We start from the raw sequence: 26654 nt of genomic DNA, 5'->3' as shown, positions 1-26654 counted from the left end.
TCGGCTCACGCGAGCAAGACCGTCACGAGTGCGATGACGGGAATCGACACCAGCGTGGTCACGAACGCGGTGTCGCGGGCGAGTACCACTCCGCGCTGGTAGCGGCTGGCGAACACGAACACGTTCTGCGCGGTGGGCAGTGCCGATACGACGACGATGGCGAACAGGTCGTGACCGTCCAGACCGAAGACGAACCGGGCCATGAGGTAGCCGAGCACTGGCTGCAGCGCCATTTTGAACACGGTGGCCAGGGCGACGTCCCGCCGTGGGCTGCTGCCCTTCTGCAGTACGCGGGCACCGTACAAGGACAGACCGAAGGCAAGCAGTGCACCTGGAACGGACAGGTTGCCCACGAGTTGGAACGGCTGCATCAGCGCCTCGGGAAGCTCGAATCCCGTGATCGACAGGACGAGCCCCGCGGCTCCGGCCAGCACGATCGGGTTCCGAAACGGCGTCGTGACGGTCTTGAACAGGGAAACCTGATCGATCTTGGTGGAGATGTCGAGGATGGTCACGGCGATCGGCGTGTAGATCATGATCTGGAACAGCAGCAGGGGAGCGACGAAGTTGGCGTCACCCAGTACGAACACGGCGATCGGGATGCCCAGGTTGGCGGCGTTGACGTACGAGCTCGCGAGCGCACCGACTGTCGCGTCGGGCACGGCTCGTTTCAGTGCAAGCTTCGCGATGACGAAATAGATGGCTCCGACGAGCAATGCTGTGGAGCCGGCGACCGCCAACACCGGCGAGAGGATGACCGACAGATCCGAGTTCGCCAGCGTGACGAACAGCAGTGACGGCGTCGCGACGAAGAACACCAGACGACTGAGGACGAATTGACCGTGTTCGCCGAGCACCTTCAGGTGGGCGAGCAGGTAACCCAGTGCGATGACGACGAAGATGACGGTGAAGCCCTCGAGAACGCCGGACATCGTGGAAGTGCTCATTTCTTACTGGGAACGACAGAAAGGCCGCGTTGCCCTCAGGGCTACGCGGCCTTTCTCGAAAGCTGATTCAGCGGCTGGTGAACGGCAGCAATGCCATTTCACGAGCGTTCTTCACTGCGACAGCGACCTGGCGCTGCTGCTGCGGGGTGAGCCCGGTGACCCGACGGCTGCGGATCTTGCCGCGGTCGGAAATGAACTGACGAAGAAGGTTGATGTCCTTGTAGTCCACCGTGGTGACCTTGGCGGCGTTCAACGGGTTCTTCTTCGGTCGACGACCCGCCTCTGCGCGGACCTTCTTCGACGGTGCTCTCTTGACTGCCATCTCTACCTTTTCCCTTACCAGCTCGACTTGTGGACGCCTGGCAGCTCCCCACGGTGTGCCATCTCGCGCATTTTCACGCGGGACAGCCCGAATTTCCGTAGGTAACCGCGCGGACGTCCATCCGCAGCGTCACGATTGCGTAATCGTACCGGACTCGAATCGCGTGGCAGACGCTGCAGTGCTGCTTGGGCCTGGGCGCGCTCGGAATCGCTGCTCGAGGGCTTGCGAATGATCTCCTTGAGCTCCGCGCGACGCGTGGCCCAGCGGGCGACGATGACCTTGCGCTGCTCGTTCTTCTCTATCTTGGACTTCTTCGCCATGGCTAACGCTCTTCTCGAAAATCGACGTGCTTGCGGACGACGGGGTCGTACTTCTTCATCACCAATCGGTCCGGATCGTTGCGACGGTTCTTACGGGTGACATAGGTGTAGCCGGTGCCGGCGGTCGATTTGAGTTTGACGATCGGACGCACATCCGTGCTCTTGCCCATCAGATCTTCTCCCCGCGTGCGCGGATCTTGGCGACCACGGCGTCGATGCCGTCGCGGTCGATGGTCTTGATGCCCTTGGCCGAGAGGGTGAGGGTGACGCGACGGCCGAGGCTCGGCGCGTAGTACGTCTTGCGCTGGATGTTGGGGTCCCACCTGCGGCTGGTGCGCACGTGGGAGTGCGAGACGGACTTTCCGAAGCTGGGGGTACGGCCGGTGACTTGGCAGTGCGCTGACATGAGCAGTCCTTTCTGATCGTTATGACAATCGTTTTCGACAAAGCGCTGCTCTGAATGTAGCGTGCGTTCTCAAGTAATGAAAATCGTTGTCGAGAAGAAGGGTGCTTGTGAACAACTCAGCGGACGATCGAACCCCGATGGTCCTCGTCTCCGGCTGGACCGGAGCCATGGACGCTGTCGTGACCTCGCTACTCGCGCCGGGAACCGTCGCAGTGCGCCACGACCTGAGCCGCGTCACCGAGGGAGTGGTGCGGCGCACGCTCTGTGTGCTGGGCGAGAACCCGCGCGAAACCATCCTGGAACTGGCACACGGCTGTGTCTCGTGCACGCTCCGCGAAGACCTGCTGCCGCTGCTGCGTGCGTTGTCGACGCGCAGCAGTGTCGATCGCATCGTGCTCGTCCTGGACCCGGCCCTCGAGCCCGAGGCGTTGTGCTGGGCGGTGGACAACGTAGTCGTGGCAGACGTGGTGGGGCAGATCGACGGCCCGGCCTCGCGGGATGTGCGTATCGACGCCGTGATCGGCTGCCTCGACGCCGCAACCTGGTTGGCCGACGCGACCGGTGACGACGCGTTGGCCGATCGAGGCGTCGTCGCCAGTGGCGACGACGATCGAACCGTCGCGCAGTTGGTCGTCGGCCAGGTCGACTACGCCGACGCCCTTGTCGTCACTGCAGGTCCCGAGGTCGACGCGTGGGAGCGAGCACGCCTCGCCGCCGTTCTGGCGCGGTTGGCCCCGAACGCACCCGTCGTCTGGGTTGCCCAGGACGCAATGGTCGACGGCCCAGCAGTTCTCGCGTCTGTTCCCTTCGACGCTCGTCGCGGTGAGATCACGGACGCCCACTCGCCGCTGTTGCGGGGCCAGCCGCCCTTGACCGTCGACTGCGGGGTCGCACTCGTGGAATTCACCGCGACGAGGCCCTTCCACCCCGAGCGATTGCACGAGGCCATCGACGTGCTGCTCGACGGAGTCGTCACCGCCCGCGGACGGGCGTGGGTCGCCACGCAGCCCGACGAGGCACTGTGGATCGAGTCGGCCGGTGGCGGTCTGCGGGTGGCGAGCGCTGGAAAGTGGCTTGTCGCAATGACTCCGGCGGAACAGGACCGCATCGACACCACCCGACGGGCAATGGCCGCGTTGCGTTGGGACGAGCAGTTCGGTGATCGAGACACCTCGTTGGTGATCCTGGTCCATCAGGCCGACCCCACCGAGATCGACCGCACTCTGCAGTGGGCGTTGGTGTCCGACGACGAGATGACCGATCCCGCCCAGTGGGCCAGGTGGACCGACCCGTTCGGCCAGTGGCACGAAGACCCCTGCGACAGCAGTGAATCCCCGTACGCAGAACAATCACGAGAGGCAACAGAATGAAACCAGGCATCCACCCCGACTACCACCCGGTGGTGTTCCAGGATTCGAGCACGGGAAACAAATTCCTCACCCGATCGACCGTCACGTCGGTTCGCGAGACCGAGTGGGAAGACGGAAACACCTACCCGCTGATCGTCGTCGACGTCTCGTCCGAATCGCACCCCTTCTGGACCGGAGCCGCCCGCGTGATGGACACCCAGGGACGCGTCGAGAAGTTCGAGAAGCGCTACGGCCGCCGAAGCCGAAAGGACGTCTGAGTCATGGCTGTTCCGAAGAGAAAGATGTCGCGCTCGAACACGCGGAGTCGTAGAGCCCAGTGGAAAGCCGTTGCCCCGGATCTGGTGACGGTGCGTTTCCAGGGCACGGAGTTCCGGGTTCCACGCAGACTGGTCAAAGCGGTGCAGACTGGGGTGTACGACCCGAGCTGACCCCCTGTCGTGCGCGTTTTGCGCCCTTCCCGGTACGCAAAACGCGCACGAGGGCGGAGCCCGCTACGTTTGATCGATGAGTCAGATGGCACCGTCGACGAAAGACGTCAAACGATGGCGGCAGTACCTCGCCGACGAGCGGGCCGAGGCCGCCGTCTATCGCGATCTGGCCGGCCGACGCAGCGGCGAGGAGCGAGAGATACTGCTCGCACTCGCCGATGCGGAAGGCCGCCACGAGCAGCATTGGCGAAATCTGCTGGGTGAGCGAGTCGGCATGCCGCTCAAAGGCGACATCCGCACTCGAATCCTCGGTGTCCTGGCGCGCCGGTTCGGTTCGGTGTTCGTCCTCGCGTTGGCACAACGAGCCGAAACCCGGTCGCCGTACGCCACCGATGACGATGCAACGGAGGCGATGACTGCCGACGAGCAGATCCACGCCGAGGTGATCAGAGCGCTCGCTGCGCGCGGTCGCAATCGGCTCTCCGGCACTTTCAGGGCCGCGGTGTTCGGTGCCAACGATGGACTGGTGAGCAACCTCGCTCTGGTACTCGGCATCAGCGGCTCCGGAGTGTCCAACCAGATCGTCTTGGTCACCGGACTCGCAGGATTGCTCGCGGGTGCGCTGTCGATGGGTGCAGGCGAATACGTCTCTGTGCGTTCGCAACGCGAGTTGCTCGAGGCGTCGTCCCCGGACAGCGCCGCGAGCGAAGCCGTCCAACATCTGGACGTCGACGCCAACGAACTGGCGCTGGTGTACCGGGCCCGGGGAATGACGCATGAGGAGGCCGACGCAAAAGCGTCGGAAGTGTTGCGGCTGTTGCCCACCGACGACGAGATGGCGCCCTACCTCGACGAGCACGAGTCCATCGGAACCGGACTCGGAGCGGCCGGAGCCAGCTTCTGCTTCTTCGCCTCGGGGGCGGTGATCCCTGTGTTGCCGTATCTGTTCGGCCTCGAAGGCTTTGTCGCGCTGATCGTCGCCGCCGTTCTCGTCGGGCTGGCTCTGATCTGTACCGGTCTGGTGGTGGGACTGCTCAGTGGTGGACCGCCCGTCAAACGTGCTCTGCGACAGCTCGCCATCGGCTACGGCGCGGCTGGGGCGACGTATTTGCTTGGCTTGGCATTCGGTGGGGGAGTGTAGGGCGCGGCGTTGTGGGCAGGTTTGCGCATTATCGGGCCCGATCGACGGGATCCCGTCGATGCGCGGCAGTTCCGTGCACTGAGTCCCGCGTTCTTCCATTCCCGCCGCTCGACTTAATTCGCTCGCGTCGAAGAGGTTTCGCTCGATAGGGTCATCACCATGCGTGCTACTTGTCTGCCTTGTGCGGTTCTCGATACGAGAGCCGGTCTGAGCGTTGTGCTGCGCGCATGTTCGCCCGAACTGCGTGCTGCTCTCCGTGGCAAACAGGCACAGTTCGTAAATCGACCCATCGAATAACGCCCTCTTGTGCAAGGGGGCAGGAAGGAACATCATGCCCCCGAACAAGGTGGGCTTACGGCTGCTCAACTGGGCGTCACAGCTCGAGGACAAGACGCTCGAGCAGGCTCGCGAAACAGCGTCGATGCCGTTCGTGCATCCGCACGTCGCCCTGATGCCCGACGCCCACAGCGGTATGGGAAGCGCCATAGGAACAGTGATTCCTACGCTGGGCGCTGTTATTCCGGCCGCCGTCGGTGTCGATATCGGCTGCGGAATGATCGGTGTCCGAACGGAATTCATGCTCGACGACGTCGACGGCCGTAATCTTACGGACCTGCGACTCGCCATCGAGGCAAGCATCCCGCTGTCGCCCGGCAACTACAACGCCGGCGTCGACCGGTGGGACTTCACCGCACCGAAGCTACTCGAACTCGAGGAGTTGGCGGCCAAGGACGGTGTCGAGCTGAACCACTCACCGCAGTGGCGTGAGCAGCTCGGTTCGTTGGGCGGCGGCAACCACTTCATCGAGCTGTGCCTCGACGAGACCGATCGAGTGTGGCTGTTTCTGCACAGTGGGTCGAGGGGCGTCGGCAACAAGATCGCCAAGAAGCACATCGCGATCGCGCAACGCTTGTGTGCGCAGTGGTGGATCTCGTTGCCCAACAAGGATCTGGCGTACCTGCCCGAAAGCTCCCGTGAATTCGGGCGGTACATCCGAGACCTGAAGTGGGCGCAGCTGTTCGCTTACCTGAATCGCGCCGAGATGATGGACCGCTTCGGCGCGGTGTTCGCCGAGTGGATGGGAACCGACGATCATCGCGAGGTCGAGCGGATCAACTGCCATCACAATTACACGGTGAAGGAAACGCACGCGCACAAGGACGTGTGGCTCACTCGTAAGGGTGCAGTCGACGCACACGAGGGTGTTAGGGCGATCATCCCGGCGTCGATGGGAACTCGTTCATACGTGGTCGTCGGTAAGGGTTCCAAGGCCGGCCTGTGCTCGGCACCGCACGGTGCGGGACGACAGTTCTCTCGGACCGAAGCCAGGAAGCGGTTCACCTACGAGAACCTGCAGGAGCGGATGAAGGGAATCGAGTTCCGCGACAGTGCAGACTTCATCGACGAGATTCCGGACGCCTACAAGCCCATCGACGTCGTGATGGAGGATGCCCGTGACCTGGTGAGCATCGAGCACGAGCTGCGTCAGATCCTCAACGTCAAGGGGACCTGAGAACTTTCCGTCGCGTCCGGGACTTCGCAGTGTTGCGAAGTCCTGGGCCCGACGGGATTGTCCCCGTTCGTCCCGTTGTGCATCGGTGTTCTCCATCTGTTCACCTATCGTGCTCCGTTCTGTTCAGCGTCCGAGGGGGGTCTGCGGTCACGATCGATGCATGACGCTCAATCCCGCAGGCGAGACCGTCGCGACCGGAATCCCGGGCACTCTCGCCGAGAACATGACCATGGCCGAGCAGCACGACTGGCATCGGTCGTTCCTGCGTCGGCACCCGGTCAGCCGACGTAACTTCCTGGTGGGAGCCGCCGCTACGGCTGCCGCGGTAGGCGTCGGGAATTCGGTGTTCGCCCGCACCGCCTACGCGCAGGACGCTCCATTGGCCGTCGCCGGCCGGCACATGGGATTCGGAAACGACCCGGCGACGCAGCTGCGGTTCTCCGCTCAACTCTCGCGTAATCCCGGCCTCACCGGCGTCTTTCTCGACCACGGCCCTACGCCTGCACTGGGCGCGACGACGTCCGCCGAGGTGCGCAACCTGATCAGCCAGGTGCCGCAGACCGACGGCGGAATTCTCTCGGCGGAGCAGTACTACGTGCACGTGCCCGTCGACAATCTGACGCCCAAGCTGCCGCACTACTACCGCTGGCGCACCGCCGACGGCTTCGTCAGCGACATCCGGAGCGCGTCTCCGGCATTGCCGACCGGTCGTATCGCTCCGTTCCGGTTCACGATGATGGGCGATCAGGGCGTCGACGAAACACCCTCGCAGCCGCCGGGTCTGGTGGCCGGAGACTACGACGACCTGTACTACAAGGCAGACAACGAACCGTCGGTCAAGCACGCGCGCAACATCAATCGGCAGATCGAGGCATCGCGTCCGGACTTCCACATTCTCGCCGGCGATATCGCCTACGCGGATCCGTCGGGTGCCGGTCTACCGCCGCAGTTCGCGAAGCACGGTCAGACGCCGCCGAAGGGGTTCGACAAGTTCAACCCCTTCGTCTGGGACGGCTACTTCCAGGCGATCGAGGCCAGTGCGTCCACCGCACCGTGGTTGTTCGCGACTGGTAATCACGACATGGAAGCCCTATACAGCCCCAACGGATATGGCGGCCACGCAGCACGTCTCGATCAGCCGACCACCGGGCCCAAGGGATGCCCGTCGGCTTACTCGTTCGTCTACGGCAACACCGCCGTCCTCTCGCTCGACGCGAACGACGTGAGCTACGAGATCAAGGCCAACACCGGGTACAGCGGAGGAGCCCAGAACACCTGGGTGGAGCAGACTCTCGCGAAGTATCGTGCTGATCCGAACATCGACTTCATCGTCTGCTTCTTCCATCACTGTGCGTACTCGACCACCTCGACACACGCGAGTGACGGCGGCGTGCGCGACGCATGGGTATCGCTGTTCGACAAGTACGAGGTCGATGTAGTGCTTCAGGCGCACAATCACGTCTTCGAGAGGACCGATCCCATCCGCGGCAATCGTGCGACGCGGGTGGCCGGCGACAACGCGACGGTGTGCGGAAAGACCGACGGCACGGTGTACTACACCGTCGGCGGTGGCGGCCGTCCCCGATACACGTTCCAGGACGGCGAGGGCGTGAGCTACCGCGGCAACGAGTTGCCCGACACGGCAGTTCCGAACAGCTACGTGTGGGCACCCGACGGCACCAAGTCGGCCGAGTCGATCACCTGGTCTCGGGTGCGATTCCTGAACTACTCGTTCGTCAGAGTCGATGTGGTGCCGGGTATTCCGGGAATCAAGGCCAGCACGATGACCATCGGTGCCATCGACGGATACGGCAATGAGTTCGACCGACTCACGTTCGAGCGGACGATCCCCGTCGGCCCGATCTTCGGTTCGTCCTGACACCCTTGTGAGCGAAACTTCGACCCCCTCTACGAATTTCCGCTCACCTGCGGCGAAGCCGCTCTACAACCACTTCTGGCGTTTGAACACCACGTAGAGCGCGCTCGAACAGATCACCATGGCAATCAGTGCCATCGGATATCCGAGTTGCCACTTCAACTCCGGCATGTCGTCGAAGTTCATTCCGTAGATGGCGGCGATGAGCGAGGGCGCGAAAAGTATTGCGCCCCAGGACGAAATGCGCTTGACCTGTTCGTTCTGTTCCAGGCTGACCTGGGTCATGTTGCGCATTTCTTCGTTCTGCTGCTGCGCCACCATGGTGGAGTGCACGGTCATTGCGTTCTGCAGATTGGACCGAAATGCCTCGATGCGGTCGGAGATGCGGATCGCGTGGTCCAGCACGTCGCGAAGATTGCGCTGCAATTCGACGTCGACGTGATACTTGTCCGATCCGCGCTTGAGGGATTCGATCATCTCGACCAGAGGCTTTGCAGCACGATCGAATTCGGATACCTCACGCAACAGTGAATAGATTCGTCGCGACACACTCGGATCGCCGGTGAACAGCTGATCCTCGATCTCGTCGATGTCGGTCTGCAAACCCTTGATGACGGGAACGTACTCGTCGACCACTTGGTCGAGGATGCCGTACAGGATCGCTTCGGGACCGAGACCGAGCAATTCGGGCGATTCCTCGAGTCGATGCCGTACCTTCCCGAGTTCGGGCGATTCGGCGTGGCGAATGGTGACGACGAAATCGACGCCGAGAAAAATGTGCAATTCGCCGAATTCGACCTTTTCGGTCTCGTCGATGTATCGGGCGGGGCGCAGTACGACGAAGAGTTGCTCGGCATACCGTTCGAGCTTCGGCCGTTGATGGGCCGCAATGGCATCCTCGACTGCCAATCGATGCAGACCGAATTCAGTTGCCACAGCGTTGATTTCGCTGAGTTCAGGTCGGTAGAGGCCGATCCATGCCATTCCGTGACGATCTCGCATGCACTCGAAGGTGATATCGAGGCTCTCGGGATTCGCGGTTCGCTTCCCCTCGACGTAGACGGCGTTGTCGACGATCGGCACTTCTGATCACCTCGGTTCGAGAAACAGACGTGCCGGACGGCACCCGATCGAGACTATCGTGTGAACGGCCGAGCTAGCCGTTGCCGACGATCACCAGAATGGTCGCGTTTTCGCTCACCTTGGTACCGGCCTGAAAATTCGTTCCGATCACGGTCGCGTCGGGACGGTCGTAGTCGGTAATGACGTCGGTGAAGCCGGCATCCGAGAGTGCCTGCAGCGCATCCGATTCTGAGCTCCCCGCGACAACGGGGATCGTGGCCCGATCCGGCGCGGCTTGAGCGACGGCAGCACCGCCGAGTGAGAGGGCACCGGCTACGGCGATCGTGGCGATGGTCTTCTTGAATCCGATACGCATGATGTTCTCCTCGGTGAGGCGGAATCGCTGACAACACGACACTGCTCGCCGATGCTGAGTCGCCCCTCGGATGTTGCTGTGAAGCTGCTGTCAGTGCCGTGACATGCTGATCCGATGCTTCTCGACCTCCTCGGCTACATCGGTATCGCAGTCTTCGCGGCGTCAGGTGCTTTGGTCGGAGTACACCGCCGGTTGGATCTGTTCGGGGTCTGCGTCGTCGGAATCACGACGGGCATCGGCGGCGGAATCATCCGTGATCTTCTCCTCGGCATCCATCCGCCGACGTCGTTGGACACGTGGCCGAATCTCACCGTCGGGTTCTTCGCGTCGTTGGTGGTCTTCGTGGCTCATCGACAGATGGGCAAGGTCCGACGCGGCGTTCTCGTGCTCGACGCTTTCGGGATGGGATTGTTTGCGTCGACCGGTGCGACGATCGCGTTGGCTTCCGGGGGAAGCGCCCTGTCGGGAGCCCTCATCGGCACCACAACGGCGGTGGCCGGCGGCGTGATCCGAGACGTGCTGGTCAACGAAGTGCCCCTGCTCCTGCATCGAGACCTGTATGCCCTGCCGGCGTTGCTCGGCGCGTCGACGGTCGTGTTGGCAGACGTCCTGACGCTGCCGGAGAACGTAGGACTGGTCGTGGGAACAGTGCTCGCGACGGGTTTGCGTCTGCTCGCGCTGTGGCGGAAGTGGAACCTCCCGCTGGCTCGGAACCTTCCAGTGCTCTAGGGGGAGTAGGTACCCCTCTCAGACAGATCTCAGTCGACCAGGACAAACTGTACGAATGCGGATATTGGTGGTCGACGACGATCGAGCCGTGCGTGAGTCGTTGCGCAGGTCGCTGACGTTCAACGGGTACACCGTGGACCTGGCGGTCGACGGTCTCGACGCGCTCGAGCAGGTGGCGGCGGGACGCCCCGATGCGTTGGTACTCGACGTGATGATGCCTCGGCTCGACGGCCTCGAAGTGTGCAGACGATTACGCAGTGTGGGCGACGACCTGCCGATCCTCGTGCTGACGGCTCGGGATTCTGTCTCCGAGCGCGTCGCCGGTCTCGATGCGGGTGCCGACGACTATCTGCCCAAGCCGTTTGCGCTCGAAGAACTTCTGGCCCGGCTGCGGGCCTTGCTACGGCGCACCGCGATGGAGGCGGGCATCGACTCGGAGACCATGACGTTCGCGGACCTGTCTCTGGACCCGGTCACCCGGGAGGTCTCGCGTGCCGAGCGCTCCATCAGCCTCACCCGCACCGAATTCTCGTTGCTCGAGATGCTGATGACGAACCCGCGCCGAGTCCTCACCAGAAGTCGCATCCTCGAAGAAGTCTGGGGCTACGACTTCCCTACGTCGGGCAACGCGCTCGAGGTGTATGTCGGTTATCTGCGACGTAAGACCGAGGCGGAGGGGGAGTCGAGGCTGATCCACACCGTGCGCGGTGTCGGGTACGTCCTACGCGAAACGCCCCCGTGATGGTCGCTTCGTTCGGACGCAAGACGGCCGACGTCGGTGCTGGCGCGCCTACTCCGATGAGACCGCCGACACCGCTGACGCGGTCGGTGTCCCTGCGCTGGCGGGTGACATTACTTGCGGCCTCGGTCGTCGCAATCGCGGTGGCAGTGATGGCCATCGCCGCATACACGGTGGTGTCGCGAGCGTTGTACGGCGATGTGGACACGCAATTGCGTTCTCGGGCATCGGCTTTGGCCGAGTCGACCCTCGTCTCGTACGACCCTCGCTTCGTTGCCGGTGCCACGTTGTACAGCACCGACGTGAGTGTGGCTCTGATCTATCCGGACATGTCCAGCTACAACCCACCGGGCCCGAAGGTGCCTATCGGCGACGCCGAACTCGCTGTGGTGCGGGGCGATCAGCAGTCGTCGCTGCGGACGCTCGACGACCAGCGAGTGCTGGCCATCCGGACCAATGACGGCAGCACCCTCGTCGTGGCGCAGCGGCTGTTGCCCACCGGAGAAGTGCTGGACCGGTTGGCGTGGGTCCTGTTGATCGTCGGCGGCTGCGGAGTGGTGTTGGCTGCCGGAGCAGGTATGGCAGTGGGACGTACTGGTTTACGTCCGATCGCGCGACTGACGGCTGCAGCCGAGCGAGTGGCGCGTACCGACGATCTGACGCCCATCCCGGTCACCGGTGACGACGAATTGGCGCGATTGACAGAGAGTTTCAACACCATGCTCCGGGCGCTCGCCGAATCCCGCGGCAGGCAGAGCAGATTGGTCGCCGACGCAGGCCACGAACTCCGGACACCGTTGACGTCGCTTCGGACCAACATGGAGTTGCTCATCGCGGCCGGTCGCCCTGGTGCGCCGTCCATTCCGGACGAGGACATGGCCGAACTGCGAACCGACGTGGTGGCGCAGATTCAGGAACTGTCCACGCTGGTAGGGGATCTGGTCGATTTGGCGCGTGAGGATGCACCGGAGACGGTGTTCGAGCGCGTCGATCTGGCCGATGCCGTCGAACGTAGCCTCGAACGAGCACGCCGACGCCGCAACGAAATCGACTTCGAAGCAACGCTGATGCCGTGGTTCGTCTACGGCGACCAGGCGGGATTGTCGCGGGCCGTGTTGAACGTGCTGGACAACGCAGCGAAGTGGAGTCCGAGCGGCGGCGAGGTGCGAATTGCCATGCGGCAGATCGGTGATGGCCTGCTCGAGTTGACGGTGGACGACGCGGGCCCGGGTATCCCCGAGGAAGATCGCGAGTTGGTGTTCGAGCGCTTCTATCGCTCCACGGCATCGCGCTCGATGCCGGGATCCGGTCTGGGGCTTGCGATTGTGCGACAGGTGGTCGTCAAGCACGGCGGCACCATCGGGGTCGAGGTATCCGAACGCGGCGGTGCGCTCATTCGGATCGTGCTACCGGGCGAAGGTGCCCCGGATCCGCACACACTCTCGGCACCCTGACCGCACTCTCGGGAAACTGATAGGCGGATCTCAGCGCGCTCTCAGTACCGCCCTGCACAGTGAGTAGCAAGAAGGCGGGCGGACCTCGGAAGTCGAGGTCCCTACTGAAGGAAGCAGCAACGATGAGTGACGACCGTAACGAATCCGAACAGCCCGGACAGGGTGCCGGGTCCGAGCAGCATCCGGTGAACCGGGCTTCGGGCGGCGACGAGCAGAACTACTCGGCCCAGCAGCATCCGACCCAGCAGGATCCCGCCCAGCAGCACCCGACGCAGCAGTTCCCGTCCCAGCAGGGCCAACCCCACAACACAGGGTCGCAACCGCCGCAGCAGGGTTACCCGCAGCAGTACGCCGGCTACGGGCAAGGGGCCTACCAGCCCGGCTACGGGCCCTACGGCCAGCAGGGTCATCCTCAGGCGTCCACGCAGGCCCATGCTCAGCCGCAGCACGTTGCACCGCAGTCGAACTCGGTACCGGGAGCTGTGAAGACCCGGTCCGGTCGCTCGGCGCTGGTCGCCGGAGCCATCGCGCTGGTTCTGGTCGGCGGCGGAATCGGCGGCGCGGTCGGTGCGATCGCGACCAACAACGCCAACGGCAACGGTGGCGCAGTCAGCAATTCGTTGAACTCCACTGTGACGGCCGCGCAGCCGGCCGCCAATTTCCCCGACGGCTCCGTTCAGGCCGTGGCCAACAAGGTTCTCCCGAGCGTCGTGCAGATTCAGGTCAAGGGTTCTCAGCAGGAGGGGGAGGGCTCGGGCGTCATTCTGAGCAGTGACGGTTTGATCCTCACCAACAACCACGTCGCGACGGGGGCGGGAGCCAACGGCAAACTCACCGTTGCGTTCTCGGACGGCTCGGTGGCCGACGCCACGCTCGTCGGTGCCGATTCGGTATCGGACATGGCCGTCATCAAGGCCGAGGGCAAGACCGATCTGACGCCCATCGAACTCGGTTCGTCGTCGAATCTCGAAGTGGGACAGCAGGTTGTCGCGATCGGTTCACCGTTGGGCTTGGCGGGCACCGTCACCACCGGCATCGTGTCGTCGCTCAACCGCCCGGTCTCGACGTCGGGTGAATCCGGCAACCAGAACTCGGTGATCGACGCCATCCAGACCGACGCGGCGATCAACCCGGGCAACTCGGGTGGTGCGTTGGTCAACACCGAGGGCCAACTGATCGGCATCAACACCGCGATTGCCACGCTGGGTGGTAGCGAGGGCTCCGGCGCGCAGAGCGGCTCCATCGGCCTGGGCTTCGCGATTCCCGTGGATCAGGCCAAGCGCATCGCCGACGAGCTGGCTACCACCGGCAAGGCCACGCAGGCCATGATCGGGGTGCAGGTGCCGTCGCAGGACGATGCCAACGGCGCAACCGTCGTCGAGGCCACCGAGGGTGGACCGGCAGCATCGGCAGGAATTCCGAAGGGTGCCGTGATCACCAAGCTCGACGATCGCATCATCTCCAGCGGTGACGCGCTGATCGCAGCGGTGCGTTCGCACGCTCCCGGGGATTCCGTCACCGTCACCTACACCGACGGTGGAAGTGAGAAGACGGCGAAGGTGACGCTCGGAACCGCAGAGCCCGCGGCGGCTCAGCAGCAGCCCCAGACACAGCAGCAGGAACAGCAGCTGCCCTTCCAGATCCCGTCGTTCCCGGGCGGTCGTTGATGTTGCGGGAAGCGGGTAGGCACGGGACGGTTGCAACGATTTACGCACAGCGTGAGCCGGGTGGAGGCCTTACTACTACGGTGAGCGGTATGGAACTCGACGCACCACTGGCAGGACGCGCGTTGGTCGTCATCGTGGACGACCGGACTGCGCACAGCACCGAGAAGGATTCGACGGGTCCGCTCGTCACCGAACTGTTGACAGAGGCAGGTTTTCTCGTCGACGGCGTCGTTGCAGTGACTGCCGACGAGGTCGACGTGCGAAACGCGCTCAACACTGCGGTGATCGGTGGTGTCGATCTGGTGGTCTCCATCGGCGGCACCGGGGTCTCGCCGCGAGATGTGACCCCCGATGTCACCGCCGAGGTGCTCGATCGTGAGATTCCGGGCATCAGCGAGGCATTGCGGTCGTCCGGTCTGGCAGCAGGGTCGCTGGACGCGGGCTTGTCCAGAGGCTTGGTCGGCGTCTCCGGCAGCACTCTGGTGGTCAACCTGGCCTCGTCGCGGGCCGCTATTCGCGACGGCATGGCGACGCTGACTCCGTTGGCCAGCCAGGTCATTGCCGAGTTGTCGGGGCTGGACGCGTAGCGATACCGATGAACGAGCCGAACGACGATCGATCGGCCGAAGACGAAGCGAGCCGGGCCCGAGCAGAACGGGCCCGGCTCGCTCGCATCTTCGGCGAGGTACTTCCGGAGACGACCGGGGACGAGCGACAAGACGGTCCGGATGCAGGGTCGAGCGGATCGAAGTCGGACGAATGGTTGGAACAGCAGCGACCACCCCATTACTTTTGATGTGATCCACGACACATTTTCTTGGCTGGAATGACAGGTCTGTTAGTTACTCGTTTACCTAGCGTTAGCGAGCTACCCAGTAGTAGCTTCGGACGCCGAGCCTCAAATCGGACGTAGTGGACGCGACGCAGACCGGACTATTCGGCCGATCCGGACATGGCCGTGTCGGAGTATTCCCACATCAGGGTGGGTTTACTCGAATGAGACGGATGTAACGGTTTGGCGCTTCCGCGAGATGCTGTGACTCGGGTTATCGCTAACACTGCTGTGAAAGTTGTTCACGCCGTCGAAACACATCACGAGTCGGCAACGTTTGAAGGCCGATCGTAGGGATTGTCACGGTCAGGCATCTCCTCTAATGTTCCCCTCAGCTTCCAAGGATCAGGGCGTGGGACCAACCGGTGCCGCGCCCTTCATCTCGGAACAGTTGAACGAGGATGTGGCCTTCACGGCTCCATCCGGCTCGGGCTCGTTCGCATCGTTGCGGCCGATCTAGTTCGAGGGTGAAAGCCACAAGCTTCCCCGTGCGACACCGCGCTGGGACTGAACATGATGAGGAATAAATGACGGAGATCCAGAAGTCGCGGCGCAGCCGGGGACTCAAGTCCATGAGCGTCGCAGTTGCTGCCAGCGCTTCGGTTGTCGGCCTGGTGCTCGGTACCGGAACCGCTTCCGCCGCTGTCGACAGCTCCAACTCGGTTGTCGACGCCGATGGCAACACCATCACGGTGACGCTGTCCGACACCTTCATCAACGGTGTTGCTCCGCTCGACGGCAGCCCGCTCACCCGTGAGTGGTTCGCTAACGGCCGGGCTTCCTACGACGTCCAGGGCCCCTCGGCCGACGACTTCGAGGGCACCCTCAAGATCGGTTACCAGGTCGGCTACCCGATGAGCCTCAACGGAACCGTCACGATCGAGTGGGCTACGCCGTCCGCAGATCTGGGCATCTCGAGCGGCAACGACTCTTCCGTCACCGGTACCTTCCCCCTCGACGGAACGGCACCTTCCGTTGGACCTCTCACCGGCACGGGAACGTCCAGCAGCGGTCTCGATATCGGCGTTCAGCTGATCCCACAGGCCACCGCGGCGATCGAGCTGGGCAACGGCCCGGGCGTCATTCAGTCCGAGGGCGCAGTCGCAGTCATCGACGAGTCGGCAGACCTCACCTCTTCCGAGGGTGACGCAGCAGGCACCAGTGGCTCCCTCCAGATCGCGAACCTGCACGGAACCGCCACCGGCATCCTGGGCAACGTCACGATCCGTCCCTACGTTTCGCTGGTAAGCGCTACGGGCGACGCTGCTGTCACGTACGGTGCACCGGTTCGTCTCAACTGATTTCCGAATCGGTTGTAGCTCGGTGAAGTAAGTTCACGAGTTCTGAATTACACGAGTTCAGGCCCGTACGGATCACTCCGTACGGGCCTGAACTATGTTCGGCACAAGGCAATTCGATTTGTACAGAGAGGCACTGAACCAAAGATGCACTCGAAAGCCCGTTACACAGTTGCCGCTGCAGGAGCGATCCTTGCTCTCGGCCTCGCCGCCGGTTGCAGCAGCGACGAGTCCGCGGCCTCCGGCGAGAACACCGGCGTCTGTAACACCTTCGCGGCCGACCACAATGCATTCGTGGGCCTGGCGGCGGCAGGACCAGGATCCGCCGAGAACATCGACGAGTGGACCGCCGACAAGCAGGCCGCAGTCGACAAGCTGAAAGCCCTGCCCGGCACCGCGTCAGGAGATGTTGCGAGCTCGCTGACGACTTTCAGCGATGGGCTGCCGGCGGACACACTCGAGCTCTCGACCACCGACAGTGAATCCGGTAAGGCGTTCGTCGACAACGGCGCAGCTGTGAAGTCTGCCTGCGAGGCCGACGGCACGACGATCACCCTCGACGCACTTCCGCTGTCCACGTTCACCAACTGATCGCCTGACGGCCCTCTCGGACTGTCCCATCATCACCCCCCACCAACGAATGAATGTGCCAGTCACACACTCTGAGTGCGTGACTGGCACATTCATTCGTTAGGGGGCCGCCCAAGCGTGGGCGTGGGCGTCAGTCCTTGGAGTGCTTACCGAGGTCGGGGGAGGAGGAATCCATAGCCTCGCCGCTTCCGCCCGTGGTGTCTTCGGCAGTCGAAAGCTTCTGTCCCGCTGCGGTACCGCCGGCAAGGATGTCGCGAATCTGCACCAGCACGTCGACGTCGCTCAGTTCCTTCTCCGGCTGGCTGACGAAGCGCTTCTTCGCGGTATTCACCGGCAGGATCAGCACGAAGTAGACCACTGCGGCGATGATGACGAAGTTGATGATCGCGGTGATGACAGCGCCGACATTGATGAACGATTCCGGCGACGACGTCACCTGGAACCCGAAGCCGTATTCGTTGGAACCGCCGAGAGCGGCGACAAGCGGGTTGATGATATTCGTGGTGAATGCGGTGACGATGGCGGTGAATGCCGCACCGACGACCACTGCGACTGCGAGGTCAACAACATTGCCCCGCAGTAGAAAGTCCTTGAAGCCCTTCAGCATGAGCCCTTCTCCCAACGCTCGGTATGTTCTGTCTCGAGGAACGTTAGTGCAGAGTGACCGTTAGAGCACTGACCAACGATGCGGCGGCCACCGTCGTCGCATCGTCGGTGGGTAAGGCCAACAGCACCACGCGATCTCGCTGTCTGCTGCCCCCGGCGTCGGCGGAGACGAGTACGACCACAGCCCCGGACGCCAGTACCCGGGCCGCCGGGACAGCATTCGGGTCGTCCTGCACCTCGACGGTCAACACGTCGACCTGATCGCCTTCCCGCAGCAGGTCGCTCACTCCGGCGTCCGCGAGATGCACCGGTACGACGCGCGCCTCGGTCCCCAGTGCCGTCGTGGCGGTCCGAGATCCGAGTAGGCGTACGTCGGTGAGCAACTCGCCCGTTCGTACCGGCCCGGTCAGCGTTTGGCCGTCCACCGCAGCCGTATCGATCAGTGCGCCCTCGGGAACACTGGCTGAATCCCAGTCGCTGACGACCACATCGGCCGGCGTCAGAACCGTCCCGGGTGTCAGATCGCGTCCTGCGGTGATCACCTCGACTCGGTCGTCGCCTGCGGCGTCGTCGACGAACAAGACTGCTGCAAGTGCCACCAATGCGCCTGCCGCCACCCGCCGGAACTTCGGGGAGCCGACCCACGCCGGCCGCAGGGTGATGCGATCGAGCAGAGTCGAGTCGAGTCGGTTCTTACGAGCGGTCATGCTGGAACGCTATCGCCGACGAAGGCGCTTCGAACGCCGAAAAGGCCGGGCTGTGGATAACGGCCCGGCCTGTGGATGAAGCGGAAAGCTACTGGCTTGCAGCAGCTTTCGTGGTGGACGACGAAGACGAGGAGCTCGACGACGACGAATCGGAAGATTTCTTCTCGGCCGGCTTGGAGTCGGACTTGGACTCGGACTTCGAGTCCGACTTCGCGGCGGCAGCATCGGACTTCTTCTCGCCTGCGCCCTCGCTCGAGGTGCTCGAGCCACCGCGACTGTCGGTGCGGTAGAAGCCGCTGCCCTTGAAGACGATGCCGACGGAATTGAACAGCTTTCGAAGCTTGCCGGAGCACGCCGGGCACACCGTCAACGTGTCGTCGGTGAAGGACTGGACGATGTCGAAGCGGTTGTCGCACTCGGTGCAGGCGTATGAGTAAGTGGGCATCGTGTTTCCTCCGCGCTGGTCACCGAGGAGATTGGCTGCTCTACGAGCCGAGGCCGAACACCGCCGGTGTCTTATCTGTTCGTCGAAACTGGGGAGAGCATTAGCACTCTACAGTCAGGAGTGCCAACCAATCGAATCGGAACGTTATTCCGTACCCGAGCGTACGAGTCCGCCGCCGGGAGTCAATCTGTGCGTCACTCTTCGGTCGTGCGGTTCGTCGGGTAGTCGATCCATCACTTCGCTGTCGCGCACCACCGCGACCAGCATCGCGTCGGGTCTGCACAGGTCCAGTGTGCGGTCGTAGAAGCCCGCACCGCGGCCCAACCGAACACCGCGCCGATCGACGGCCAACGCCGGAATCAGCACCAGCGAGCAGCCGGCGACGGCGTCGGGTTCCAGAAGAGGGCCGGAGGGTTCCAGCAAACCGAACGGAGCAGTGACCAGGGAGTCGCGACCGGTGTACACCACCCACCGCAACGGTCCCGGCTCGTGCGCACTCGGAAGCAGGACGGTGGAGCCGGCACGGACCATCGCGTCGAGCATCTCGATCGACCCCGGCTCCCGGCCGACCGGCACGTACGCGGCCACCGACGGGTGTTCGGCAGCCAACTCGGCCACGACATGGCAGAGTGCGGAGGACTCCACCGCGCGCTGCGCATCGTCGAGCAGTCGGCGTTGGGCGAGGACATGTGCCCGCCAACGATCCTTGGGCGTGTTCTCCGATAATTCGGGAACGCTCACAACGGTTCACCCACCCTTCCTGTGCTGTCGTTCAACGATATGCACTCGGGGGTAGAACGCAGCACACGGCGAGCAGATCTACAGAAACCATGGATAGGGTGAGCACCATGACAGAAGCCGTTACAGCGACGACCGCCGCCACGCCTGTGCATTTCCGCACGGCCATCGTCCCCGCCGCAGGCATGGGAACCCGGTTTCTGCCGGCGACGAAAACCGTTCCGAAGGAACTGCTTCCGGTCGTCGACACACCCGGTATCGAACTCGTCGCCGGAGAAGCGGCCGATTCCGGTGCACAGCGGTTGGTCATCGTCACCTCACCCGGCAAGGACGGCGTCGTCGCCCACTTCGTCGAGGATCTCGTTCTGGAAAAGAAGCTCGAAGCGAGCGGCAAGCTCGAAATGCTCGAAAAAGTGCGCGTCGCCCCCAAACTCCTCGACGTGCAGTCGGTCATCCAGCACGAGCCGCTCGGACTCGGGCATGCAGTCGCCTGTGCCGAAGAAGCCCTCGACGACGACGAGGATTCGGTCGCAGTCCTCCTCCCCGACGACCTGGTGATGCCCCGCGGTGTGCTCGACGTCATGGCTCGGGTGCGCGCCAAGCGCGGCGGCTCGGTGCTGTGCGCCATCGAGGTGCCCGACGACAAGGTCTCGTCCTACGGCGTCTTCTCCGTCGAGATCGTGCCCGATGCCGTCAATCCGAACGTCCTCAAAGTCACCGGGATGGTCGAGAAGCCGAAGCAGGAGGACGCGCCGTCCAACCTGGCTGCCGCGGGACGGTACCTGCTCGACCGCGCCATCTTCGACGCGTTGCGTCGTATCGAGCCCGGTGCCGGCGGCGAGTTGCAGCTGACCGACGCCATTGCGTTGCTGATTTCTGAAGGCCACCCCGTCCACGTGGTGGTGCACCGCGGATCGAGACACGACCTCGGAAATCCCGGGGGATACCTGCGCGCTGCGGTTGACTTTGCTTTGCAACGTGACGACTACGGTCCGGCGCTGCGCGAATGGCTGAACGAACGCTTGAGCGACAGCTGGGCACCGGAACTGACAACGTACGAATAGCATCGCGGGTCGATGTACTAGAGGAAGGGCCAGATGCGCTCGGTCGAAGATCAGCAGACCAGAGTGACCGCAGCGGCGGTGGCTCCACGGCCTGTTCGGGTCGCCATCTCGGAAGCACAGGGTCTGCTCTGTGCCGAAGAAGTGGTCACCGAGCGCCCCCTTCCCGGTTTCGATCAGGCAGCGATCGACGGTTACGCAGTGCGCAGCGTCGACGTGGCAGCCGCCGGTACGGATCTGCGCAACGAGGAAGACGAGCGCATCGACCTGACGCTGCCCGTCGTCGGCGAGGTCTCGGCCGGATCGCGTCAACCCATTCGTTTGCAACCACGGCAAGCAGTGCGCGTCGATACCGGCGCACCACTGCCCACGCTGGCCGATGCGGTGCTGCCGCTGGATCGCACCGACAGCGGTCGTGCCCGCGTCAAAGTGTTCCGTCCGGTGCGCTCGGGTGACTACGTCCGCAAGATCGGCGACGACGTCCAGCCCGGTGACGTGGCGGTTCGAGCAGGCACGATCATCGGTGCAGCTCAGGTCGGCCTGCTCGCAGCGGTCGGCCGGGACAAGGTGCTGGTACATCCGCGTCCTCGGCTGTCGGTGATCTCGGTAGGCGGCGAACTTGTCGACACCGACCGGACCCCGGGGCCCGGACAGGTGTACGACGTCAACTCCTACGCGCTGGCCGCCGCAGCGCGCGACGCCGGAGCCGACGTCAATCGCGTCGGAATCGTCAGTACCGATCCCAAGCGACTGCGCGAGGTGGTCGAGGGTCAACTGATCCGATCCGAGATCGTCGTCATCGCCGGGGCAGTGGGCGGCGGCGCGTCGGACGGTGTGCGGGAAGCGCTCGGTGAGCTGGGAGACATGGAGGTCGAACGAGTCGCCATGCATCCCGGGTCGGTTCAAGGATTCGGCCAGCTCGGACGCGACGAAGTACCCACCTTCTTGCTGCCGGCCAACCCCGTCAGCGCGCTGGTGGTGTTCGAGGTGATGGTGCGTCCGCTGATTCGCATCGCACTCGGTCGACGACAGCCGATGCGTCGGACCGTCACGGCGCGAACCGTGGCACCGATCACCTCGATCGAGGACCGCAAGGGATTTCTCCGCGGCCAACTCATGCGCGACGAGGGAACCGGCGAGTATCTGGTTCAGGCGCTCGGCGGCGCGCCGGGATCGTCGTCACACCTTCTCGCGACACTTGCCGAGGCGAATTGCCTGGTCGTCATCGATCCCGAGGTCACCGAAATCCGCACCGGCGAAGAAGTGAAGGTCTCGTTCCTCGCACAGAGAGGCTGACGCCAGGTGAGCGGAAGTTCGTAGTGGACTACGAATTTCCGCTCACATGCGCGTAGCGCATACGATCGACGGATGCCGCGAACGTGGTCGAGCCACCCAGGTTGGCCGGCGAAATTGGGTCCTGTGAGAGTGGCCGGCGGAACCGTGACGGTACGGCCGGTACGGGTGCGTGACGCGGCAGCCTGGAGCCGGATTCGCACCGAAGACCGTGCCCACCTCGAGCCCTGGGAGCCCAGCGGCGAGGGCAGCTGGAATTCACGGCACCACATCTCTTCGTGGCCCACCCTGTGTTCCGGCCTCAAGTCCGAGGCCCGCAAAGGACACATGCTGCCCATGGTCATCGAGGTCGACGGCGAATTCTGTGGACAGATCACCACCGGCAACATCGTTCGCGGCGCACTGCGGTCCGCGTGGATCGGTTACTGGGTGTCCAAGGAAGTCAACGGTAAGGGCGTTGCGACCGCAGCACTTGCACTCGGACTCGACCACTGCTTCGGCCCCGTCGGACTGCACCGCGTCGAAGCAACGGTGCGGCCGGAGAATCTCGCCAGTCAGGCAGTGCTGCGCAACGTCGGGTTCCGCGAAGAAGGTCTGCTTTACAAGTACCTGGACGTCGACGGTGAATGGCGCGATCACAAGCTCGTGGCGATCACCTCAGGCGAAGTGCAGGGAACCGTCGTCGATCGGCTGGTCCGTGCGGGACGCGCGGCATGGGCCTGATCTGCCCGAAAAAGATGGCACTCCTGTTGTCAAAGTGACAGGAGTGTAATTCGGGTCGGCGCGTCTGCGTCGATCTTGTACCTCCTCCCCATAACCTGATGTCGTCACGCCTGTCGCCGTTGCCAAGGGAGGAGAACATCGCCGATGCCGAACTCGGTCATCTGGATCGGTCTCGTGGCCGTCTGGCTCTTCGTTCTTCTTCCCATGCTGATGACCAAGCGTCCCCAGATCATGCAGACCACGGATGCGGCTCTCGCCACACGCGTGCTGCATCGGGGTGGCACCAAGCGAAAGCAGCGCGGCCCAGCGACCGGCCACCGCAGCGATCCCGACTGGCGACCGGAGGACGACCTCCGAGTGTCTGCTCCGGCCCGTGAGATCTTCGGCCCGACCGTGGCGGCTGTTCGTATCGACTCACCCGATCTACCCGGTACCGCGGAGGACCCGATGGACACTCACGCAGCAGAGAACGATCTCGAACGCGACGCACCGGTGCAGGAACCAGAGCGGGAGAGATCAGCCGCGCACGAGCCCGGCGTCGTCGACGACGACTTCGTGCCTCGCCGACGCGGCCGCGGCGGTTTCGATCCCGAAGCCGACGCCATCGCCCGCGCCGCGCGATATGCCTTCCGGCAGCGCGCAGTACTGGGTCTGGTGTTCGCTGCGATCACCACAGCGGCACTGGCGTTCATCATTTCTCCGATGATCTGGTGGCTGTGCGGTCTGTCCGTTGCCGTCCTCGTCGGATACCTCTACTACCTGCGCCGGCAGGTGCAGATCGAGGAAGAAGTGCGCCGGCGTCGGCTCACCCGAATGGGTCGGTCCCGGCTCGGGGTGGAATCGGAAACCGACGAGGAGCTCGAGCTCGTCCCACAGCGCTTGCGTCGACCGGGCGCAGTCGTTCTCGAGATCGACGACGAGGATCCCGAGTTCGAGCATCTGGACCACTACGAGGAGCCGTTCCAGGCCAGCCGTGACGACGATCGGAACATGCGCCGGGCGCAGGGCGCGTAGCGGCCGTCCGACGCGGCTTTGCTAGGGTTACCAAGCCGGTCTCGACGACGGCAAAGGGGCTGTGGCGCAGTTGGTAGCGCGTCTCGTTCGCATCGAGAAGGTCAGGGGTTCGATTCCCCTCAGCTCCACCCCGGATTCGCGAACAGGCCCGGTCGACACTGTCGATCGGGCCTGTTTTCGCGTATAGGGCCGAGAACGCGTGTCTGGTTCGCATCGGTAACTGTATGTTTGTCCGGTGCTCAGTCGCCTCGGTCCTCGTCGCGCCGGACTGGTGGCGGACGCATTGACGATCGTCTCCATCGTTGCTGTCGGAGTGTGTCTGGCAGCGGTTCTGGAACGCGGCGACGTGCAGCAACCCGACTCGCGAACCGATGCGGCACCGACATCGGAGGCGACCGCAATCGACGCGCCGGAGCCGACCTCCGAGCCGGTGGACACTACGTTCCGCAGTCCCGAGGTCGAGTTTCCCACCACCATCCCGGGGTGCGACGACGTCGAACGCCCCGTCCCGGAATCCGGCACATGGGGACAGATCGTCACCAGTGCAGACAGTTACGACAACCCGCAGTACCCGTGGTACTCAGGACCCCGGTCGGTGATGATGACCGAAGCGCTCGGCGATGCCCTGCCGGACGGCGTCGATGTCGCATTCGGGAGCACTCGCGAATCGCTGGTCTTCCAGCCGATTCCGCAGACGTCGAGTGAACCGGGAGACCCGTCGCCGCCGGGGGTCGCGTCGGCTTCGGCCGAGATGTGGCGCGGACCTACCCTGGGCCTGCTCGCCGTCGATGTCTCCGCGGCGGGAGATGTTCCTCCCTGCGTCGCCGGTGCCCTCCAGGAGCGGACGACAGCGAGGGACGGCACGATCGTGGACGCAAACGAATCGTGGTACGAGTACGGCGACGATCGGACGAACTTCCGGTCGGTAGTGGCGTATGCCCCGGATGGCTCGCAGATCAGGGCGACAGCATCGGACAGCGAAGGATTTCGGTCGAGCAATGTCGGAGAGCGGGACGTCGTGCTCACCATCGACGAATTGAAGTCGATCGTATCGCTGCCACAACTCAGGATCAGCGCGGCGATTCCGTCCGGCACCCCCGAACCGGCGCAGGCGTGCGACAACTCGTTCGCATTCTTCGGCGGCGGCGCGCAGATCGACGCCGCTACGGCATCAGAAATGAACGCCGCGCTCGAGCGTGTCGACACGGGCCTGCGCTTCGATCACGGTCTGAACAGCCTGATGCTCGCGGCTTTCGATCCCGGGGTGGTGTGCACGCACGTCGACGTGCTCGACACCGGCGCAGACCTGTCGATCTCCATTCGCGGGGGCCAGGAATTGCCGACCGTCCCGGACGTGTACGACCCCGCCTACGCCAGCAGACCCTTGTCGACAGAGACGCTCGACGGCGGAGCGGTGGTCCAGGTGGACGAATCGCCGTACTCGTATTCGCCTGCGCCACAATCTGGTTCGACCGGAGGGATGTATCGGTCGGTGACCGTCACCTACCCGTCGGGTACGCAGGTGCAGGTGCGTTCACACGCCGAGAACCCCGACGAACCGCTCGATGCCGAGATTCTCCGTGACATCGCGACGGCCGAAGGACTGGATGTGCTGTGAACGTCTATCGACGGCTGGCGATCAGTGCGGTCGCGGCAATCGTCAGCGTCGGTGCAGCTGTGGTGTCGGTGGGTGCCTCGGACCAGGAGAGTGAGCCTCGAACGCAGTCGACGCCGACATCGCCGGGCGCAGTGTGGACTCTCGATGCAGCCGACGTGGTGGGCAACGAGTTCGCCACCTTCGCCGACCCCGTGGGTGCTCGGTTCGGTGAGAAGGTCGGTGGCGTCATCGAGGCGGGCGAGATTCTGGTGACCGAGGTCGGCGTGACGAACCAGGAAACCCAGGAATTCGACAAGTCCGAGCTGGTCGGAATCGACGCATCGACCGGGGACGTGCGGTGGACGACGTCGGCGCAAGGCATCTCGAATTGCTCCACATCGCTTCTCGGCGCACTGCTGTTGTGCACCGGCGGACACGATGTCGTTGCGGTGAACACGGCCGACGGCACGGTCACCCGTCATCCGACGGAGTGGGAGATCTTCAGCGTCGCGACCGACGGCGCCGACATCTACGTGATGGAAGGCGCGATCGACGGCTACACCACACGGATTCACCGGGGGACCCTCGACAACCCGGACTCCCGGTGGTCTCTGACCATGGAGGAGACGTATGTGGGAATGCAACCGTACGGAGACATGATCGAATTCGTGGGCGGGGTAGGCGTCACCAATTTTCTTTCCTCCACAGCGGTGTTCGATGCGGAGACCGGTGAGATCATCTCGAGCTTCGGTGTGCCGGACTGCGTCCGAGCACGTTCGGTTCGCGGGACCGATGTCCATTTCGTCCTGGGGCGGCATTGCAGTGACCTGTTCGAGTATCGGACCGACGTGGTCGATATACGCGGCCGTGTGCTGGGGACCGTCGACGCCGAGGCCTATCAACGAGTGACGATCGATGCACCAGCGGAACAGGACGACCCAGTTCTGTTGAACGGCAATGCCTTCGACCCCTCTACGGGGCGGAAGATCTGGTCCTGCGCCGAAGACGAGTACGGCTGCTTGTATACCGGCGACGTCGCGATTGTCGGGAACGTCGTGTTGGCGGGCGGAGCCCCTGCGCTCGATCTTCACACCGGCGCGCAGGCGTGGCCCGCGACTGTCGAGCCGCTCCCGGTCACTCCCGAGGTGCTGCACGACGACGCCGTCTGGCTGTCCGATCTCGGGGAGATCGTTGCGATCGATCCGAGCACGGGCTCCCGTCGGAAACCGGTGTCGGTGGAAGGGCTACTCGGAAACACCGAGGGGCTGTCGGAAGAAATCGACCTGTTCGCTGTCCGCGACGGAGTTGTCGTGCTGAACGAAGCCCGGATCAACGTGATCCGCTGACGGACTCCTGCCCCTGGGTCGTTCCGCAGGCTCCACTCCTGCCCCTGGGTCGT

Annotated in this window: 30 protein-coding genes and 1 tRNA gene; 20 read left to right on the top strand and 11 right to left on the bottom strand. The window is 63.8% G+C overall.

The annotated features are described in order from the left end of the window. Positions 1 to 5: 5 nt before the first annotated feature. From ASG84_RS22420 to rpmB, 5 genes are all read right to left on the bottom strand, one after another. Positions 6 to 932, bottom strand: a complete 927-nt coding sequence (locus ASG84_RS22420) for an AEC family transporter (protein ID WP_057479328.1) — start codon at positions 930 to 932, stop codon at positions 6 to 8. A gap of 82 nt (positions 933 to 1014) precedes the next feature. After that, positions 1015 to 1269, bottom strand: coding sequence for a 30S ribosomal protein S18 (gene rpsR / locus ASG84_RS22415; protein ID WP_008719028.1), 255 nt, complete (start codon positions 1267 to 1269; stop codon positions 1015 to 1017). A 14-nt stretch (positions 1270 to 1283) separates the two neighbouring features. Beyond that, the gene (gene rpsN, locus ASG84_RS22410; RefSeq protein ID WP_037175437.1) at positions 1284 to 1589 is read right to left on the bottom strand and encodes a 30S ribosomal protein S14; all 306 of its coding nucleotides are present in this window, start codon (positions 1587 to 1589) and stop codon (positions 1284 to 1286) included. 2 nt (positions 1590 to 1591) lie between these two features. Then, positions 1592 to 1762 carry a 50S ribosomal protein L33 gene (rpmG, locus tag ASG84_RS22405; protein ID WP_170944568.1) on the bottom strand — a complete coding sequence of 57 codons (171 nt, stop codon included), beginning with the start codon at positions 1760 to 1762 and terminating at the stop codon, positions 1592 to 1594. After that, positions 1759 to 1995 (bottom strand): 50S ribosomal protein L28, encoded by a 237-nt coding sequence (gene rpmB / locus ASG84_RS22400; RefSeq protein ID WP_032365915.1) that lies wholly within the window; start codon positions 1993 to 1995, stop codon positions 1759 to 1761. The genes rpmG and rpmB overlap by 4 nt, the downstream gene beginning before the upstream one ends. Before the next feature lie 137 nt (positions 1996 to 2132). Between rpmB and mrf the strand changes: the two genes are divergently transcribed. From mrf to ASG84_RS22375, 6 genes are all read left to right on the top strand, one after another. Next, the gene (mrf, locus tag ASG84_RS22395) at positions 2133 to 3365 is read left to right on the top strand and encodes a ribosome hibernation factor-recruiting GTPase MRF (protein WP_057479327.1); all 1233 of its coding nucleotides are present in this window, start codon (positions 2133 to 2135) and stop codon (positions 3363 to 3365) included. After that, on the top strand, positions 3362 to 3622 hold the full coding sequence (locus ASG84_RS22390; RefSeq protein WP_057479182.1) for a type B 50S ribosomal protein L31: 261 nt from the start codon (positions 3362 to 3364) through the stop codon (positions 3620 to 3622). The genes mrf and ASG84_RS22390 overlap by 4 nt, the downstream gene beginning before the upstream one ends. A gap of 3 nt (positions 3623 to 3625) precedes the next feature. Next, on the top strand, positions 3626 to 3793 hold the full coding sequence (gene rpmF / locus ASG84_RS27205) for a 50S ribosomal protein L32 (protein ID WP_082521155.1): 168 nt from the start codon (positions 3626 to 3628) through the stop codon (positions 3791 to 3793). A 76-nt stretch (positions 3794 to 3869) separates the two neighbouring features. Further along, a complete protein-coding gene (locus ASG84_RS22385) occupies positions 3870 to 4934 on the top strand; it encodes a VIT1/CCC1 transporter family protein (protein ID WP_057479181.1) in 1065 nt (354 codons plus the stop codon). Positions 4935 to 5265: 331 nt separating this feature from the next. Then, entirely contained in the window at positions 5266 to 6447 is a 1182-nt protein-coding gene (locus ASG84_RS22380; RefSeq protein WP_057479326.1) for an RtcB family protein, read from the top strand. 160 nt (positions 6448 to 6607) lie between these two features. Beyond that, complete coding sequence (locus tag ASG84_RS22375; RefSeq protein ID WP_057479180.1) at positions 6608 to 8326, top strand: metallophosphoesterase family protein; 1719 nt, start codon at positions 6608 to 6610, stop codon at positions 8324 to 8326. A gap of 63 nt (positions 8327 to 8389) precedes the next feature. On the opposite strand, the gene corA is transcribed toward ASG84_RS22375, so the two are convergent. Beyond that, positions 8390 to 9406, bottom strand: coding sequence for a magnesium/cobalt transporter CorA (gene corA, locus ASG84_RS22370; RefSeq protein ID WP_057479179.1), 1017 nt, complete (start codon positions 9404 to 9406; stop codon positions 8390 to 8392). 73 nt (positions 9407 to 9479) lie between these two features. Then, a complete protein-coding gene (locus ASG84_RS22365; protein ID WP_156399663.1) occupies positions 9480 to 9761 on the bottom strand; it encodes a PASTA domain-containing protein in 282 nt (93 codons plus the stop codon). A 114-nt stretch (positions 9762 to 9875) separates the two neighbouring features. On the opposite strand from ASG84_RS22365, the gene ASG84_RS22360 reads away from it, so the two are divergent. The 7 genes from ASG84_RS22360 to ASG84_RS22325 all read left to right on the top strand — a co-directional run bounded on the left by ASG84_RS22360 (position 9876) and on the right by ASG84_RS22325 (position 17071). Continuing rightward, on the top strand, positions 9876 to 10490 hold the full coding sequence (locus ASG84_RS22360; protein ID WP_057479177.1) for a trimeric intracellular cation channel family protein: 615 nt from the start codon (positions 9876 to 9878) through the stop codon (positions 10488 to 10490). A gap of 55 nt (positions 10491 to 10545) precedes the next feature. Further along, a complete protein-coding gene (locus ASG84_RS22355) occupies positions 10546 to 11232 on the top strand; it encodes a response regulator transcription factor (protein WP_032377306.1) in 687 nt (228 codons plus the stop codon). After that, positions 11232 to 12683, top strand: coding sequence for a HAMP domain-containing sensor histidine kinase (locus tag ASG84_RS22350; RefSeq protein ID WP_057479176.1), 1452 nt, complete (start codon positions 11232 to 11234; stop codon positions 12681 to 12683). Before ASG84_RS22355 ends, ASG84_RS22350 begins: the two co-directional genes overlap by 1 nt. Positions 12684 to 12805: 122 nt before the next feature. Then, entirely contained in the window at positions 12806 to 14350 is a 1545-nt protein-coding gene (locus tag ASG84_RS22345) for a S1C family serine protease (RefSeq protein ID WP_082521154.1), read from the top strand. Positions 14351 to 14439: 89 nt separating this feature from the next. Beyond that, positions 14440 to 14937 (top strand): MogA/MoaB family molybdenum cofactor biosynthesis protein, encoded by a 498-nt coding sequence (locus tag ASG84_RS22340; RefSeq protein WP_032377304.1) that lies wholly within the window; start codon positions 14440 to 14442, stop codon positions 14935 to 14937. Positions 14938 to 15709: 772 nt separating this feature from the next. Next, the gene (locus ASG84_RS22330; protein WP_057479174.1) at positions 15710 to 16483 is read left to right on the top strand and encodes an MspA family porin; all 774 of its coding nucleotides are present in this window, start codon (positions 15710 to 15712) and stop codon (positions 16481 to 16483) included. A gap of 144 nt (positions 16484 to 16627) precedes the next feature. After that, positions 16628 to 17071: a hypothetical protein gene (locus ASG84_RS22325; RefSeq protein WP_057479173.1), complete on the top strand. Its 444-nt coding sequence runs from the start codon at positions 16628 to 16630 to the stop codon at positions 17069 to 17071. 130 nt (positions 17072 to 17201) lie between these two features. Here the strand turns inward: ASG84_RS22325 and mscL are convergent, their stop codons facing one another. The 4 genes from mscL to ASG84_RS22305 form a co-directional block, all read right to left on the bottom strand. Beyond that, complete coding sequence (gene mscL / locus ASG84_RS22320; protein ID WP_057479172.1) at positions 17202 to 17678, bottom strand: large conductance mechanosensitive channel protein MscL; 477 nt, start codon at positions 17676 to 17678, stop codon at positions 17202 to 17204. 43 nt (positions 17679 to 17721) lie between these two features. After that, positions 17722 to 18384, bottom strand: coding sequence for an SAF domain-containing protein (locus ASG84_RS22315; protein ID WP_057479171.1), 663 nt, complete (start codon positions 18382 to 18384; stop codon positions 17722 to 17724). A gap of 88 nt (positions 18385 to 18472) precedes the next feature. Beyond that, a complete protein-coding gene (locus ASG84_RS22310) occupies positions 18473 to 18829 on the bottom strand; it encodes an FmdB family zinc ribbon protein (RefSeq protein ID WP_032377299.1) in 357 nt (118 codons plus the stop codon). Positions 18830 to 18973: 144 nt separating this feature from the next. Continuing rightward, the gene (locus ASG84_RS22305; RefSeq protein WP_057479170.1) at positions 18974 to 19570 is read right to left on the bottom strand and encodes a 5-formyltetrahydrofolate cyclo-ligase; all 597 of its coding nucleotides are present in this window, start codon (positions 19568 to 19570) and stop codon (positions 18974 to 18976) included. 107 nt (positions 19571 to 19677) lie between these two features. Here ASG84_RS22305 and ASG84_RS22300 point away from each other — a divergent pair, with 107 nt between their 5' ends. From ASG84_RS22300 to ASG84_RS22270, 7 genes are all read left to right on the top strand, one after another. Next, complete coding sequence (locus tag ASG84_RS22300; RefSeq protein WP_057479169.1) at positions 19678 to 20631, top strand: UTP--glucose-1-phosphate uridylyltransferase; 954 nt, start codon at positions 19678 to 19680, stop codon at positions 20629 to 20631. Between the two features lie 33 nt (positions 20632 to 20664). Further along, entirely contained in the window at positions 20665 to 21924 is a 1260-nt protein-coding gene (gene glp, locus ASG84_RS22295; RefSeq protein WP_032377296.1) for a molybdotransferase-like divisome protein Glp, read from the top strand. A 72-nt stretch (positions 21925 to 21996) separates the two neighbouring features. Continuing rightward, positions 21997 to 22644 carry a GNAT family N-acetyltransferase gene (locus ASG84_RS22290; RefSeq protein ID WP_057479168.1) on the top strand — a complete coding sequence of 216 codons (648 nt, stop codon included), beginning with the start codon at positions 21997 to 21999 and terminating at the stop codon, positions 22642 to 22644. 144 nt (positions 22645 to 22788) lie between these two features. After that, entirely contained in the window at positions 22789 to 23658 is an 870-nt protein-coding gene (gene sepX / locus ASG84_RS22285; RefSeq protein WP_057479167.1) for a divisome protein SepX/GlpR, read from the top strand. A 55-nt stretch (positions 23659 to 23713) separates the two neighbouring features. Further along, a tRNA-Ala gene (locus ASG84_RS22280) sits at positions 23714 to 23786 on the top strand. Positions 23787 to 23893: 107 nt separating this feature from the next. Continuing rightward, the gene (locus tag ASG84_RS22275; RefSeq protein ID WP_057479166.1) at positions 23894 to 25276 is read left to right on the top strand and encodes a hypothetical protein; all 1383 of its coding nucleotides are present in this window, start codon (positions 23894 to 23896) and stop codon (positions 25274 to 25276) included. Next, complete coding sequence (locus tag ASG84_RS22270) at positions 25273 to 26601, top strand: PQQ-binding-like beta-propeller repeat protein (protein ID WP_057479165.1); 1329 nt, start codon at positions 25273 to 25275, stop codon at positions 26599 to 26601. Before ASG84_RS22275 ends, ASG84_RS22270 begins: the two co-directional genes overlap by 4 nt. Positions 26602 to 26654 lie beyond the last annotated feature (53 nt).

Origin of the sequence: Rhodococcus sp. Leaf278, assembly GCF_001426085.1 — a bacterium.
GTDB lineage: Bacteria > Actinomycetota > Actinomycetes > Mycobacteriales > Mycobacteriaceae > Rhodococcoides.
Note: the sequence above shows the minus strand (reverse complement) of the source record. Positions and strands in the feature narration are given on the sequence as shown.

Coding starts and splice junctions, on each gene's coding strand:
- ASG84_RS22420 (WP_057479328.1), bottom strand. CDS start 932: ATGTCCGGCGTTCTCGAGGGCTTCACCGTCATCTTCGTCGTCATCGCA.
- rpsR (WP_008719028.1), bottom strand. CDS start 1,269: ATGGCAGTCAAGAGAGCACCGTCGAAGAAGGTCCGCGCAGAGGCGGGT.
- rpsN (WP_037175437.1), bottom strand. CDS start 1,589: ATGGCGAAGAAGTCCAAGATAGAGAAGAACGAGCAGCGCAAGGTCATC.
- rpmB (WP_032365915.1), bottom strand. CDS start 1,995: ATGTCAGCGCACTGCCAAGTCACCGGCCGTACCCCCAGCTTCGGAAAG.
- mrf (WP_057479327.1), top strand. CDS start 2,133: ATGGTCCTCGTCTCCGGCTGGACCGGAGCCATGGACGCTGTCGTGACC.
- ASG84_RS22390 (WP_057479182.1), top strand. CDS start 3,362: ATGAAACCAGGCATCCACCCCGACTACCACCCGGTGGTGTTCCAGGAT.
- rpmF (WP_082521155.1), top strand. CDS start 3,626: ATGGCTGTTCCGAAGAGAAAGATGTCGCGCTCGAACACGCGGAGTCGT.
- ASG84_RS22385 (WP_057479181.1), top strand. CDS start 3,870: ATGAGTCAGATGGCACCGTCGACGAAAGACGTCAAACGATGGCGGCAG.
- ASG84_RS22380 (WP_057479326.1), top strand. CDS start 5,266: ATGCCCCCGAACAAGGTGGGCTTACGGCTGCTCAACTGGGCGTCACAG.
- ASG84_RS22375 (WP_057479180.1), top strand. CDS start 6,608: ATGACGCTCAATCCCGCAGGCGAGACCGTCGCGACCGGAATCCCGGGC.
- ASG84_RS22365 (WP_156399663.1), bottom strand. CDS start 9,761: ATGCGTATCGGATTCAAGAAGACCATCGCCACGATCGCCGTAGCCGGT.
- ASG84_RS22360 (WP_057479177.1), top strand. CDS start 9,876: ATGCTTCTCGACCTCCTCGGCTACATCGGTATCGCAGTCTTCGCGGCG.
- ASG84_RS22355 (WP_032377306.1), top strand. CDS start 10,546: ATGCGGATATTGGTGGTCGACGACGATCGAGCCGTGCGTGAGTCGTTG.
- ASG84_RS22350 (WP_057479176.1), top strand. CDS start 11,232: ATGGTCGCTTCGTTCGGACGCAAGACGGCCGACGTCGGTGCTGGCGCG.
- ASG84_RS22345 (WP_082521154.1), top strand. CDS start 12,806: ATGAGTGACGACCGTAACGAATCCGAACAGCCCGGACAGGGTGCCGGG.
- ASG84_RS22340 (WP_032377304.1), top strand. CDS start 14,440: ATGGAACTCGACGCACCACTGGCAGGACGCGCGTTGGTCGTCATCGTG.
- ASG84_RS22330 (WP_057479174.1), top strand. CDS start 15,710: ATGACGGAGATCCAGAAGTCGCGGCGCAGCCGGGGACTCAAGTCCATG.
- ASG84_RS22325 (WP_057479173.1), top strand. CDS start 16,628: ATGCACTCGAAAGCCCGTTACACAGTTGCCGCTGCAGGAGCGATCCTT.
- mscL (WP_057479172.1), bottom strand. CDS start 17,678: ATGCTGAAGGGCTTCAAGGACTTTCTACTGCGGGGCAATGTTGTTGAC.
- ASG84_RS22315 (WP_057479171.1), bottom strand. CDS start 18,384: ATGACCGCTCGTAAGAACCGACTCGACTCGACTCTGCTCGATCGCATC.
- ASG84_RS22310 (WP_032377299.1), bottom strand. CDS start 18,829: ATGCCCACTTACTCATACGCCTGCACCGAGTGCGACAACCGCTTCGAC.
- ASG84_RS22300 (WP_057479169.1), top strand. CDS start 19,678: ATGACAGAAGCCGTTACAGCGACGACCGCCGCCACGCCTGTGCATTTC.
- glp (WP_032377296.1), top strand. CDS start 20,665: ATGCGCTCGGTCGAAGATCAGCAGACCAGAGTGACCGCAGCGGCGGTG.
- ASG84_RS22290 (WP_057479168.1), top strand. CDS start 21,997: ATGCCGCGAACGTGGTCGAGCCACCCAGGTTGGCCGGCGAAATTGGGT.
- sepX (WP_057479167.1), top strand. CDS start 22,789: ATGCCGAACTCGGTCATCTGGATCGGTCTCGTGGCCGTCTGGCTCTTC.